11 protein-coding genes and 1 pseudogene are annotated in these 14,393 nt (G+C 39.2%); 4 read left to right on the top strand and 8 right to left on the bottom strand.

The window, feature by feature from the left end; all coding sequences use genetic code 11:
• Positions 1-18: 18 nt before the first annotated feature.
• The 4 genes and pseudogenes from VA249_RS23480 to VA249_RS23460 all read right to left on the bottom strand — a co-directional run bounded on the left by VA249_RS23480 (position 19) and on the right by VA249_RS23460 (position 3,280).
• The gene (locus tag VA249_RS23480) at positions 19-957 is read right to left on the bottom strand and encodes a hypothetical protein (protein WP_221072651.1); all 939 of its coding nucleotides are present in this window, start codon (positions 955-957) and stop codon (positions 19-21) included.
• Positions 954-1,690, bottom strand: a pseudogene (locus tag VA249_RS23475) (nucleotidyltransferase family protein). The gene VA249_RS23480 and the pseudogene VA249_RS23475 overlap by 4 nt, the downstream one beginning before the upstream one ends.
• Entirely contained in the window at positions 1,674-2,264 is a 591-nt protein-coding gene (locus VA249_RS23465) for a D-sedoheptulose-7-phosphate isomerase (RefSeq protein ID WP_128813629.1), read from the bottom strand. Before VA249_RS23465 ends, VA249_RS23475 begins: the two are co-directional and overlap by 17 nt.
• On the bottom strand, positions 2,252-3,280 hold the full coding sequence (locus VA249_RS23460; RefSeq protein WP_221072636.1) for a GHMP family kinase ATP-binding protein: 1,029 nt from the start codon (positions 3,278-3,280) through the stop codon (positions 2,252-2,254). The genes VA249_RS23465 and VA249_RS23460 overlap by 13 nt, the downstream gene beginning before the upstream one ends.
• A gap of 198 nt (positions 3,281-3,478) precedes the next feature.
• Between VA249_RS23460 and VA249_RS23455 the strand changes: the two genes are divergently transcribed.
• Entirely contained in the window at positions 3,479-4,609 is a 1,131-nt protein-coding gene (locus VA249_RS23455) for a glycosyltransferase (protein WP_221072635.1), read from the top strand.
• 86 nt (positions 4,610-4,695) lie between these two features.
• Positions 4,696-6,012 (top strand): putative O-glycosylation ligase, exosortase A system-associated, encoded by a 1,317-nt coding sequence (locus VA249_RS23450; RefSeq protein WP_221072633.1) that lies wholly within the window; start codon positions 4,696-4,698, stop codon positions 6,010-6,012.
• 1 nt (position 6,013) lies between these two features.
• Here the strand turns inward: VA249_RS23450 and VA249_RS23445 are convergent, their stop codons facing one another.
• The 4 genes from VA249_RS23445 to prsK form a co-directional block, all read right to left on the bottom strand.
• Positions 6,014-7,018, bottom strand: coding sequence for a tyrosine-type recombinase/integrase (locus VA249_RS23445; protein ID WP_221072631.1), 1,005 nt, complete (start codon positions 7,016-7,018; stop codon positions 6,014-6,016).
• A 271-nt stretch (positions 7,019-7,289) separates the two neighbouring features.
• On the bottom strand, positions 7,290-8,561 hold the full coding sequence (locus VA249_RS23440) for a hypothetical protein (protein WP_221072629.1): 1,272 nt from the start codon (positions 8,559-8,561) through the stop codon (positions 7,290-7,292).
• A 45-nt stretch (positions 8,562-8,606) separates the two neighbouring features.
• Entirely contained in the window at positions 8,607-9,944 is a 1,338-nt protein-coding gene (prsR, locus tag VA249_RS23435; RefSeq protein WP_221072678.1) for a PEP-CTERM-box response regulator transcription factor, read from the bottom strand.
• Positions 9,945-10,081: 137 nt separating this feature from the next.
• Positions 10,082-12,109 carry an XrtA/PEP-CTERM system histidine kinase PrsK gene (prsK, locus tag VA249_RS23430; protein ID WP_221072627.1) on the bottom strand — a complete coding sequence of 676 codons (2,028 nt, stop codon included), beginning with the start codon at positions 12,107-12,109 and terminating at the stop codon, positions 10,082-10,084.
• A gap of 243 nt (positions 12,110-12,352) precedes the next feature.
• Between prsK and VA249_RS23425 the strand changes: the two genes are divergently transcribed.
• On the top strand, positions 12,353-13,402 hold the full coding sequence (locus VA249_RS23425) for a glycosyltransferase family 2 protein (RefSeq protein ID WP_221072624.1): 1,050 nt from the start codon (positions 12,353-12,355) through the stop codon (positions 13,400-13,402).
• Between the two features lie 48 nt (positions 13,403-13,450).
• Positions 13,451-14,374: a polysaccharide pyruvyl transferase family protein gene (locus tag VA249_RS23420; RefSeq protein WP_221072621.1), complete on the top strand. Its 924-nt coding sequence runs from the start codon at positions 13,451-13,453 to the stop codon at positions 14,372-14,374.
• The last annotated feature ends 19 nt before the right edge of the window (positions 14,375-14,393 follow it).

Below are 14,393 nucleotides of genomic sequence, written 5' to 3'. Positions count from 1 at the left end.
AATTCTTTTAATCCAAAGTTATCTCAAACTCTGAATCGTGTGTTGAATGGCTTGGGTATAGAGGTCGTTGGAAAAACGCGTCGGGCCAATAAAATGAATCAGTGATACTTTCCCTAAATAGCCGTTCAAACCCGGTTTCTTAGTTTCGTAACTTGGAAAGCCATGATTATGGTATTTTGGCCACTTTAGTATCTGGCTGTGTTCACATAGAGACTGCATTACATTACTAGAGAATTGCTCAGTTCCCCATTCTGACCAAGTCGCTTTCCCTAATTGTTTCTCCATAATTTCGGAAACTTCGGGCAGCAAAGTCTGTAAATGCGATCCTTTAGGAAATCCGGTAAATGCCGCACAGCCACGCAGATAATGCGTAATATTAAGAACTTTAAGTGCAGAGAGATTACTTTCTGCCTTTGCTTGTACATGGCTGTTTTTCCAGCTTTCTGCCAACTTTGACATATAGTCAATAGGGACAGGATCAGGAAACATCGGCCCTCCAATAGTAAAACCGCGGTTGTTATCCACTTGTTGACGAATTTCAGGCACCGCACCAATGGTGACAGTGTCACTATCTAACTGTATTACATAGTAGTCTTCTGTTCGCTTAAGTAAATAACAGAGTCTTTCCCAGCACCCCCCTTTTGGGCAACTGAGTCTGTCGATATCTTCGATATTGACAATGATGACATTTTTTATGTGAGACGTAAGTAAGCTAAGGTCACTATCAGTTAAGCTTCCATCATTAATCAGTTCGATTTTGCAGTCCCCGAATTTCTGTATGAAAGACTTAATTGCGACTAGTGACATTTTTACCGCAGCATGATGTACCTGAGAAACCAACAGAACATCGGAGTGATCCACGCTACTTATAGGAGGCGTATCAATGACATTAGCTAACGCTTTATTAAACTTAATAAGGTTACGTTTTTTTACTAAGCGGCTAAGAAATTCTTTCACGGTGCTTTCCATGCTAAGTTAGTATATTCAAAGTCTTCTTGAGCTTTTTGATAATCCTCAGGCACTCCTATATCGATAAAGTAGCCATCAGATATCGATGGTTGAACATCGTGGTTACGAATAAATGACTCTAAAAAATCGTTTTCAAAAGAAAAGGTGTCCGATTTGGGAAAGGCCTTATAAAGGCTCGGGTGAAATAGATAAATACCGGCGTTAATCAACCCTTTATAACCACTTTTTTTCTCTTCAAATTCAGTTATGTTGTGATGCTCTACTTTTACTCGCCCATAGCGGCTTGTATCATCCATGTCTTTTAATGCCATAACAAAGTCTGCGTGCTTTTCCTTGCATTTTGAAACCATATCTGACAAGGAATATTCAACGAAAGTGTCGCCATTAATAATCAGAATCAATTGTTCAGGACAAGGAAGAATCTGCTCTATCGCTTTTTTTACGGCTCCCCCAGTCCCTAAAGGGTTAGACTCAATTGAATAGCTAATGGCTAAATTTCGGTACTTTGAGCCAAAGTGGTCAATGATTACTTCCTTTTTGTAAGACACAGCTAAAACAACCTGTACCACCCCTGAACAATCAGGTAGTCCAAGATATATTCTAAAAAAGGTCTGTTTGCGACAGGCACCATAGGCTTGGGTAAAGAGCGACTTACGGACCTTAAGCGAGTACCTAAGCCGCCACATAAGACGATGGCTGTTATACTATTTGTACTGCTCACCAAACATTCCCTCTTCTACATAAGCACAAATAATATGACCTATAAGTATATGACTTTCCTGAATTCTTGGCGTATGAGAAGATGGAACGCTTATACAAATGTCACAGGCTTCTTGTATCTTACCTCCGACTCCAGCAAGCCCTATCGTCGTTAACCCAAACTCCTTTGCTGTTTTAAACGCAGATAGAATGTTTGGTGAATTACCCGATGTACTAATTCCAACAAACACATCCCCAGGTTGGCCATTCGCTTCAACTTGTCGAGAGAAGAGTCTTTCAAAACCATAGTCATTTCCAATGGCGGTTAAAATTGATGTATCTGTAGTGAGAGCCATTGCGGGTAACCCGGGACGGTCAAATTCAAAACGACTTACAAATTCTGCTGCTATATGTTGCGCATCTGCTGCACTGCCACCATTACCAGCAATAATTATTTTGTGGCCATGTCTATACGCATCCAATGTAGTTTTCGCTGCATTAGCAATACTTTCATTAACCCCAGGAGAAGACAACAGAGCTTGTTTTGTCTCAATAGACGCAGATATATGCTGTTGTATAAACGTTATACTGTCCATGATTGTGTCCCCTGTTGAGTAAACCGGAATGGTTGTATATGTCCATCGAGATCTTTGAGTGCTTTTTCAACATCCAATCGTCTAATCGGGTCAACGAATAACATCATAAAACCGCCGCCGCCGGCTCCAGAAATTTTTATCGACTTCGCACCAGCACTTAACACTCGGTCTTCTATTAGCTCGATCTCCCGAGTAGATATCGCATTTGAGGTAGATTTCTTTGCATTCCAAGCGTCTCTTAACAGGTCAGCCATCCCATCAATATTTGACTTTAAGAGGCACTCTTTCATGGAATAAGCGAGATTTTTGACTTCATGCATGGCTTCTAAAGGCTTCTTATCCTCCGAAGTCGTTGTTTTTACCTGATCATCAATAATTTGTGCGGATGAACGTGATACTCCGGTAAAAAACAGAATAATTTGACTCTCAAGTTCATTCAAAATGCTTTGTCGGATGCGTAATGGATTAACAATAACGCGTTCATTTTCATAAAACTCCATGAAGTTAAAGCCACCAAATGTCGTTGCGTATTGATCCTGCTTACCACCAGACAAGCAACAATCTTTTCGCTCAATTTCATAAGCTAACTTAGCAACGTCATACTCTCCAAGCGGCAAATTTAGCAACTGCTGATAAGCACTGAGGATAGTGACTACCATGGTAGAAGAAGACCCTAAACCACTTCCTGGAGGCGCATCAGAATGTGTATAGACTTTTACTGGGAGAGGTTCGTTGTGATTAAAGTCACGCACAATGCGGTTATAGATCGCTTTATGTAGCTGCAATTCACCGGTTAGAGGGAGTTCTGTCTGTAACGGACAATGGAAAGTCTGTTCAATATCTTGAGCTTCAAACGTGATGCCATCTTCGGGCTTTAGCAGTTCAATTGTACAGTTAGCGTACATGTCAATTGTCGCGTTTAACACGCAACCACCATAAGTATCGCAATATGGGGAGATATCCGTACCGCCTCCCGCAATCCCTAACCTTAGAGGCGAACGAGCTCTTACAAACATATCCAAAATCCTTTTTAGCGTCTTGTGTCCTAAAACCCAAAAAATCATCTTGTTCAGTCCCGAACAAGTAGCGTCAACTTTTTGGTCTTTATTTCCTACCTATAAGTTAAAGACCATAACTATTAATTTTGCAAATTTTTGAGTCTGCTCCTAGAGTTAGCATAAGCAATGGATTGTTTTTGATTACAGCAAACATTTATGAATAAGAACGATAAAATACACGTATGCCACTTGGTTTATAGCTTTGATATCGGCGGTTTAGAGCGGGTTATCGCAAACTGTATAACCACCTTGGACAAAGACCATTACCATCATAGTATTATTGCACTGACAGAAATCGGAAGTTTCATATCTGAGATTGATGTTGATATCGACAGCTATTCTCTAAATAAAATAAGTGGCCATGATTTTAAGTCACATTTAAAGCTGTATGACTTACTGAAAAAAATCAAACCCGATGTACTACACAGCTATAATCTATCGACCATTGAATATCATTGGCTAGCACCGTTAGTTGGCGTAAAACTAAGGGTTCATGCAGAGCACGGAAGAGATTCTTACGACATTAATGGCAGTGTTACAAAGTACAAAATACTACGTCGAGTGATGAGTCCCTTTATCAACCGATTTATCGCTGTGTCTGAAGATTTAAGTGACTGGTTAAAGTATGAAGTGCATATCTACAATAAAAAAGTTGTTCTGATTAATAACGGCATCGATACTGAATACTATCGACCAAACCCGAGTGACTTGCCTTTGAAACACTCGTTTGCAGAAAAGTTTGTGTTTGGGCATGTATCGCGACTACATCCAATCAAGAACCAAGCTTTTATTATCGATAGCTTTATAGAGGCATGTAGACAATCTCCCCATTTTGATCAAAATTGTATCTTAGTCATTGTTGGTGATGGCCCAGATAAAGAAAAACTCGAGCAGCGAGTCGCCGGTTGTCCTGAGATAGCCGACAAGATCATATTTACCGGTGCGAAAACAAATGTGCGTGATTATTATGACGCGTTCGATGTTTTTGTAATGGCTTCCCTAGCAGAAGGGATTCCGATGACACTCCTCGAATCAATGTCTATGTCTGTACCTCATTTAGTGACCGCCGTAGGAGGCATTAAAGAGGTCACTGTTTCACAGGTTACTGGCGTAAGTATTCCAAACGACGAGTTGGATACGTACTCTTCAAAGATGGTGGAACTATTTGAAAACAAGCAAGATTTAGAATCATTTTCAGACAATTCACGAAAACGTATCGTCAAATACTACAGCCAAGACGCGATGGTTGAATCTTATCACCAGCTTTATCAAACAGCGATAAATTAAATGGAAAGCTTTTTATATGCAGGATGCTTAGCAATGTTAATTTTTATTTGCATTCGAGCAACAAAAATAGAAAATGAGGATGATGAATGAGAGATATCGTATTTATCATTTTCTTTGTCATTATATTATTTATCTCATTTAGAAAGCCATTTATTGCTGTGTCTATTTGGTTGTGGTCCGGTCTTTTTGTTCCTGTTTACTGGTTATACGGTTTTGCAGAAGCGATTAGATATAATGTTGTTTTTGCCGCTAGCGCGATGATTGCATACGCTTTTTTCAAAAATAAGCCTCCCTTAAAATTGGATGCACTTTTCTACCTCGTCTTATTGTTTTTTATACACACGACTATCACCACAAATAATACGTTAATTTTCCCTGCTGTTTCATGGATTATATGGGAGAATTTTTTCAAGGTAATTTTGCTCTTTTTGTTCATTTACCTAATCGTCAGAAAACAAAATCACTTTTCACTGATGATATGGTCCATTGGTTTATCCATTGGCTTTTTTGGTTTAGTGGAAGGACTTAAATTCATTAAGTCGGGTGGCTTTCATCAAATTCACGGGCCAAGTGGTCATATTTTAGCCGACAATAACCATATGGCATTAGCATTACTAATGACCATACCTTTACTGATATTCCTTATCTCAATTACTCCCGAAAAATGGTTAAAAATTGGATTAATTGGATTGGTTTTCGTTTGTGTTTTGGCTGTGTTAGGAACAAAATCTCGTGGTGGATTTATCGGATTAGTACTCGTCGGAGGGTACTTTTGGCTGAAAACAAACCGCAAACTACTTGCGACTATCGGCTTCCTTATCGTTCTTTTTGTGGCGTCGGACCTTCTTCCTGACAAATGGTTTTCACGTATGGAAACGATTAAAACGGCTGAAAGTGATGGTTCATTTTCAAATCGACTCGTTTCTTGGAAGATACATACCTTAATGGCACTTGAACGACCAATCTTAGGTGGTGGGTTTAGAGCTCCCCAATACGGACACATTTGGCGAAGTTTGTCGTATGATTTTGATAAATTGAGCTTTATTCCAAGTTCACAACCCAGTGATAAAGGCTGGGCTGCACATAGCATATACTTTCAAGTTCTTGGCGACCATGGCTTTGTTGGTCTATCTCTATATCTATCCATCATTGTTTTAGCATTTTTAAAACTCTCATCAATAGAAAAGTACTTCAAAAACGAGTGGCAATCGAAATTAGCAAGGATGATAAAAGTATCATTGATGGCCTACTGCGTTTCCGGCGCTGCTGTATCCATGGCATATTTTGAATTGTTCTATGTTCTTATCGCTATGATAGGTTGTTTATCAGCTCTTAAAACTGCGTCGGAATCTCAGACAAAAACAGAACGCACAAAACCGGACGAAGCCATGTGGTCAAAGTGAATCACATCTTAAAGCGAGTATTTAAGCGATGACGTGCATCTTTTAGACGATCCAGATGACGATGATCGTATTGTTGCGTGGTGGTGATACTTGCATGCCCCAACGCATCTTTCAGCGTACCAAGGTCTTCCCCACAATCAAGCATACCCGAAGCAAATGTGCGTCTGAGATCGTGAGGGGCAAAAGTGTCTTGAACCAGCGCTAACTCTCTTCGACGCTGCAAAATATAGTAAATAGCTTGATCAGTAAGGCGATTATCTGTCACATCGCTGTGTCTTCGAATACGAGTAAACAGCGGGCCGGGATAGTCACCTCTCACATTGTCAATCCAAGCAACTAATCGATTCCAGCTTTGTTCCGGTAAATACACTTGACGTTGCTTATTCCCTTTACCATGCACGACTAAAGACATATCTCGAAAGATTAAATTCGCCAAATCAAGAGCAACAACTTCACTTCGCCGTAATCCAGCTCCGAGCATCAACGCAATAATGGCAGAATCTCGAAGAGCAGTCACATCCCTTTCTGAGTCTAAATGTTTAAAAAGAAACTGAATTTCATAATCCTCTAAAGAACGTCCTTTGGGGATCCTATGCCCTTTAACGGATCTAACCATCTTTATAAGTGCCAACGTATCAGAGGAAATTTGCTTTAGAGCAAAAGCTTCATTGGCGACGCCTTTTAACGCAGCGAGATATAAATTGATCGTTCTTGGCGCGCGACCAAGTTCAGACAATTTATCAATAATGAATCTAAGGTGCACATTACTTAGCTCATGCCAAGACCACATTTCGAGATCGGTGCCCCCAAAATATTTAACTGATGAATTCAAGCATGATGCGACCGTACGGCGGCTTTTACGACTAGGCAAGCTTTGTAAGTAGGATATTGCTGGATTTTGAGAGCGAGAGTTCTGTGACAGTGACACCTGACTACGTTGTTTGTAATCATCAAGCTCAGAAAACCGTGTATCTGAATCGTTTATCACTCGCACATCATTAGCCATACTCGCCCCTAAATCACAGAAATCAACGTTAACCTTTTTTGATCTTAGGTCAGATATTACCAAAAACTCAACTCGACGTAAGCTACTTTTGAAAATATACATTTACATAAGTAGAGAGCAATTTGAGAAAAGTAGGGCGCTTAAGTGCAAGACCTAGAACAAGAACAAGAACAAGAACAAGACAATAGAATCATATAAATCACGAACGAACACATGTGACATTGTCACACAATGGTAAGCACCAAATAATCTTGAACATCACCACTCTCATTCAAATAGTTTGAACACTCTGAATCGCCGAAAGGATGGCAAGGATGTTGTGGCATGCTAGGCTAAAGACAAACAAAATCAGAAGAAAGAATCTTCTGTTCAATTCTAAATTTTTTATCCCATAGCTAAGCATAATGCAAGTGGCTAATATCGTGTGGCCGGTATAGAGAAACAAACTACCACGATCTTGATACTCCAAGTGGAAAATCATTGTTATCAATACCCAAGAAAATGCAACAAAAAACATTTTTTGACCATTTATACATGCACGGACCGACAAAATGAATAATAAGGCAATATTAATATAAGCCAATACACTAAATTCATTCCCTCTAAAATCCGACATAAATTTATTTGATTCTATTTCAATAACACTATGAATTGGAGCAACAAAACTATGAACAATAAATGTCATGGAAATAGAAAGTAAATTTTCTTTTTCTCCGGGTCTGACGACCGCCCACAACGTACGCTTTATAACGCCAATTGGATCTGAAATAATCGACAATATACTTTGATAATAACAGATGATAAAAAGCATCAGAAAAATCATCAAGAATCGCGTTGAACCGACCAACAAATAGTGACAAATTTCCGAGCGTGAACATGTTCCTCTTTTGTAAATAATGGTACAAAACTCTAGCAATAACACCAACAACAGCAAGTAGGTAGTTGTACCAATTGCCATCGAATATACCAATATTTTAAGCCATGACACCGCTAACTTCCCATCATTTACATTATTGATATATAAGTAAAAACAACAAGAAATCCAAAATCCCGCCAAGACGTAGGAATCGAGTACGATACCATTAACAAGAAATGTCGTGCTACAGGCAAACAATAGCGTCATCAATATCGACTTTGACGTACTATTAAGGATATTCAAGAAAATGAAGTAAGAAATCGTCAATGTGCCTAAATGAAACATCAACGACAATAAAATAACACTTAATTCCGGACTTAAACCAAATAACTGAAAGAACTCGCTCGGAATTCGATATAGATAAAGGAAAGGGTGCTTAATTAACAGTGGGACATATTCTTGAGGGGATTTAATAGTCCATTCTTGTGGTGGATACGCAACACTCTCAAAAAACCATGCCTGATCAAAATCAAATGCCACATTAATGTTTTGATAGAATCCAGATTGCAGTAAGTTCCAATTAATAATAAAAAACACTAACCCTGAGAATGGTAATATCAAGAAGAAAAGTATCGCATTCTTTCTGGCTTTTTCAGAAATATTAACTGATAACGTTATTCCATTCACATCATGCACCTGACTAATCCATAAATATAATTAATGACAAATACACTACATACTTTTCAAAGCATATTTATCAAGAAGGTGATAGAGTGTAGGACGTGTTATGCCTAAATACTTCGCCGTATTGGACACATTCCCATCACAGTATGCCAGAGCTTTAGAGACCGCTTCTTTTTCAGCTTTTTCTCGGGTTACTTTCAGACTAAAGTCCAACTCGTCATGAGTATCATCTAAGCCCAAATCCATGACAGATATAAGCTTTGTATCGCTCATTACAGCAGCCGATCGAATTTTATTTTGTAACTCCCGAATATTGCCTGGCCAACTATGAGCCATCAAAGCCGCCATTGCTTCGTCGCTAAATCCTGTGAATTTTTTTGATAACATATCTGCACATTGATTTAACAGCATTCGACTTAAGATAAGTACATCTTCATTTCGTTCACGCAGAGGTGGAATATCGATGACAATTTCACTAATACGATAAAACAGGTCTTCTCGGAACGTTTTTTCAAGGACCATTTCTCTCAAGTTCTGGTTGGTTGCGCAGACGATCTTTATATCAACAGGAATTTGCGTTCTTCCTCCAACACGCTCGACCACTTTATCTTGTAGAAAGCGAAGTATCTTAGCCTGTAGAGGATAAGGCATATCACCGATTTCATCGAGAAATAATGTTCCTCCATTGGCGCACTCAATTTTTCCTGGTGTCGTTTTCTGTGCGCCGGTAAATGCCCCTTTTTCATAACCAAAAAGTTCACTCTCTAGCAAGTTTTCGGGTATAGAAGCACAGTTAATCGCCACAAATGGTTTGGTATTTCTACGACTTTTCTGATGGATTTCACGTGCGATCAAATCTTTTCCGGTACCGCTCTCACCGAGCAACAAGGTCGTTAGTTCTGTTGGCGCAACTTTATCGATCATCGATTTCACTCTCATGATCTTAGGGCTCGTCCCTATTATTGGAGTATCTTCACATTCTAGAGCTTCGCGCTTGGCATTTTCTGTTTCTATCGAAGATACGAAAAACGCTCGGTTAATAATGACCGTCAGTTCTTCGTCATTGATGGGTTTTTGGTAGAAGTCATGCGCCCCTAGTTTAATTGCTTCAAGCGCATTCAGATTATCTTCGTTTCCCGTAATCACAATCACTTTACAGCTTGGATCTAACGAAAGAATTTCCTGTAAAGTTGCTAATCCCTCACTGGCATTTTCTGCGTCAGGTGGCAAACCTAGATCCAACGTTACAACTTTGGGTGTAAAACGCCTCAACGAAGAAATTGCCGATGACTTATCGCCAGCAAATACCACGTCGTAATCGTCTAGTGTCCACTTTAGTTGTTTTTGAATTCCGATGTCATCTTCTACGACGAGTAATTTCTCCATTACACCTTCCTCTGGCATACCTTTATTGCGACCATCCATGAATCTAAATCTTTGAAACCCAACGATTCCAAACTGGAATTCTGTTGGCTACAGTGGTTCCCTTAACTCGCTATGATTTCCATGATTATAGTAGACCTTTATTGTTCGGTAGGGATATATACCTCAAATCTTGAACCAACGCCCTCAGACGAAGTGACTTCGATATAACCATTGAGTTGCTCAATGAATTTTTTCGCGTCGTAAGCACCAATGCCCATACCGGCGTTCCCTTTCGTCGTATCAAACGGCTTAAAGAGTCGATTTGAAATGAACGATTCCGACATCCCGATGCCATCATCTTCAATACGGACAACAAAGAAACCTTCCTTATCGACTCTTGAAACCGTCACGCTGCCATTTGCTTCTGTCGCATCTTGTGAGTTTTGAATTAAGTGCAAAAACACATTCTTAATTCGCTCTTTATCAACTTCGAGGAAGACTTCATCATCCATCTTTATGTTGCAAGTTGGAGGAGGGGAGTTATGCATACGATCGTGACAAGCCTCAACAATGACCTCGGTTAAATTTGTTTTTTCTAAACCATGTTCTTGAAGACTGCGTTTTCTAAGATGCGATAGCACCTTGTTGAGTCGAGCAGAGGCTGATTCGATGGTCACAAAAGCATCGTCTATAAACTCAGGATTGTTCCTGTGCTTTTTAGCATTCTTCGAGAGCAACTCTAGCTGCGCGAGTACATTTTTCAAGTCATGCACTAAGAATGTCGACATTTGATTGAAAGCACTGAACTGCTGACTCTCTGCCAATTGAGTACTAGTGATATGAAGATTAATGAACACAGAGAGCTGTTTTCCTATAACTCTCATCAGATCTCTATCTTCAAAATCTAACTTATTTGTACTATTAATTTTTGACAGCATGAAAACAAAGTTGAAGTTTCCAGCCTCAGCCATTGGAACAATATACTTAATCTTGTTTTCACCTTTAATCTCCTCGGCATCAAAATCAAATGGCAATGTCTTTGACTCGCTCTTCAAATCATCGAGGTCAATAATCCACTGCTGCTCCATTGCTTTTTTTGAAAGGTTCCCCAGCCTTTCGTGATAGTCATGTTCTGCGATATTAATCTTTGCGCGCTCAATTAGGCGATTGTTTTTCAACTCAAACAATATGCCTTTTTCGCAACTAAATGGCTTCATCATAGAAACGAGCGCAACATGATAAGCAGATTGATCTTGATGCTCTAATGTGGCGGAAAAATTCATCCACTCATCCCGATAATCATACTTATTCTCATAAAAGTGCTTTACTAGAAAAACTCTAAGTTGACTTCTTAAAGACTCAGACAAAAATAAACTAACGAGAACAGTACAACTGAGAGCCAAAAACACGTACTGAGCGACATTACTCCAACTGTATCCCAAATACTTGATTAGATAACCAGTAAAAGCCATTGCTAACAAGTAACCACCAGACACGACCAATAGCGTACTGTGAAATAGTATATCTCTCGAGATGTAGATCCTTATCGACCATTGTTTTATGCGCCTTACGGTAAGTAGAATCAATGGTACAGAGAGCAATGACACCCATCCACGACCGTATAAAAAATTTTCATTAACTCTTTGAATAAGCAGAGCATCAGAAAAAAAAGCGAGGTCGTAAGTGTATATTAAGCCTAATCCCAGACATAAAGGCTTCACTTTCCAGCGGTGGATTTTTTCAGTCCTTCGATATAGCTGTTCAACCAAACAAAGAATCAAAATGGCTTGGCCAAGGTGCAAGGTTAGAAGAATTTCGTGATTCTTAGTAATAGAGCCAAATACTGTTTCAATCGTCAGACATAACAACAATAAAGCAGAAACTAACAATCGATTCTTGCTGCCCACAATAGCGCGGATTAATGGCTCATCATTGCCCAAAATATTAATCAGAATGGCCATCCAAAACGCATTTTTAAGTGTTTCTATACCAAAAACGTGAAGACTAAAGACCTCGTAATAACTTTGCAGCGCAAAACTGGAAGACCATAAAGCACCAAGCGCAAATGTTATGGCAAGTAAAATACGCGTCTTAGAGTTTGTTTGCGTAAAAACTAAAAGAATAAATGCGAAAAGGTATGCAGCGGCGGATAATACGTAGCCAACTGTCCCTAGCCAATTTTCCAAAACGAAAAGTCCTTATTCATTGAGCTTTGTACTAAGTGACTTTCGAACGACCCTCGCAACGAATCCACTTAGTCATACAATCCATTGTAAAACTTAATATTTCTTCTTTTTATCTTAGACTAGATCGTACTTTTTGCCCGAATTATAAAATTTAAAAGTGATTTCTAGACGTTGCTTGTAAATTGAGCATTCGAAAACTATAAACTAATAGGTAGTTAAACTTTAAATATCACACGGGTGGACATGAAAATAAGACTCGCAGCCATTGCAAAAGATGAGGGGGCCTATCTGCCGGAGTGGATCTATTGGCATCTCCTCAAAGGCTTCGATGATATCTATATCTGCATAAATAACAGTAGCGATAATTCAATAAACATTACTCAATCAATTGCACGACAACATCCAGTTACTATCAAATCGATAGATAGCCATACGCCATATGGTTTTAACGATGATCTCATCGAGGAACAATTTCTAAAGAAGAACCCCCTTCAATCCAAACTCTATGCCGACATATACGCTCAATCTTATGCAGAAGGGTTTACTCACGTCATGTTCCTCGATATCGATGAGTTCTTGTTCTCACCAAAAGCAAGTATTCATCAGTTAATGCAAGACGAACTGGATCACGATGTTATCTTGTTTAACTGGTTTAACATCAGTGGTGAAAATGAAGCTTTTTCATGCCTAACGTCCGAGATGAAAGGTGAGCGAAGTCCTTTTACCAAATACATAATGAAGACCGGATTACCCGATATCCAATTCATTTCGACACACAACATTCGAACAACTCAATCGACCAAATGCCTATTTGGGAGAGGGAAAACTTCTGAAAATAGCAACTATTTGACCAATCTAGATTGGTGTGAGGACGCTTTTATTCTTCACAGGCACTTGCGCTCACAAGCAGAATATTTGTCTCTACTAAGCCGTGGAGATACATGGGACAACTCGCTCATCGGCTTAAAAAACAATCGACACGGTTGGTCAAACATTGGGACACACACCGTCTCGACAAACCAAAACAGCCAACCGGAAAACTATACAGATGGTTTCAAACAATTTTTAAGCAATTGCGAAATTGAAAATCAAGTCATGGTGGCTCAGCAATATATACTGAACAGAGCAAATAAAACGAAAGAGATGATAAACAAGGTGCAAACTCTCAATCGTGACTTGGATAGGGTGCTTGCTGGTACGGATTTAAGGCACGTCGACCGCGGTCTAAAATATACGCTGAAGCGTTGGTACTATCAGCTTATGGTTAGGAAAAACATAAACAACTATTATTAATCGCTATCAGCATCAGCGGAACTTTGATGCACCAACAGTGGACTTGATATGGAAATCACAATAGAGGAATACCTTGCACCTTTTCATAGTAGCGAGATTTCGTATGTTCCAAACCCCGGCAATGCGGGTGATAGCATCATCGCACTTGGTACCATCCAAAAATTGACACAATTAGGAATCCGATACAAGCTGGTCGATCGACATAGATTATCACTTGATGATCACATTGTATTTTATGGCGGCGGTGGCAACATTGCTTATGCCAACTTTTCAGTCAACTTCATACGTCGAGTGCATAGCAACGTAAAAAAGCTGGTTATCTTGCCTCATACCATACACAGTATTGATAGCCTATTGAAAGACTTTGGCGATAATGTGGATATCATTTGTCGTGAAAAGGTTTCCTATGAATATGTCCAACAAAGTAAGACTAAAGCCCATGTATATCTCGCTAAAGATATGGCTTTTCATCTAAACGTAAATCAAGCATTAAGTTATAAAGCCAGCTTGGTCGACAAAATATCTCAATCTATTCGTTATATTTTTTGCAAACTACACTTGTCGACCCTACAAGCACCAACCAAAACAGGTCTAAGAGGTTTGATCAACCAACCTTCAAATAAAAAAAATAATCCGCCTACCCTAAATGCATTTCGCACTGATGGAGAAAAAACGGATTTCCCCTTACCTAAAGATAACATCGATATTTCTGAAGTCTTTGCTTTGGGAACAGAGACAGAAGTGATGATTAAAGAAAGCAGTTCTAGGTTCTTACGATATATCAATCAATTTGAGATCATAAACACAAATCGCCTTCATGTTGCCATTTCCGCAACCCTATTGGGAAAAAAAGTCAACTTTTACCCAAATAATTATTTTAAATGTCAGGCCGTCTATGATTACTCCTTACGTGGTTACTCTAATCTAACCTGGCATGATAAGAGCGAAAACACTCTACGTAATGTCAGTTAACCAGAGCTAACTTGTCATA

It is taken from the genome of Vibrio alfacsensis (assembly GCF_019670485.1).
In the GTDB taxonomy this organism is placed as follows: domain Bacteria; phylum Pseudomonadota; class Gammaproteobacteria; order Enterobacterales; family Vibrionaceae; genus Vibrio; species Vibrio alfacsensis.
This window is presented reverse-complemented; position numbering and strand designations above follow the sequence as displayed.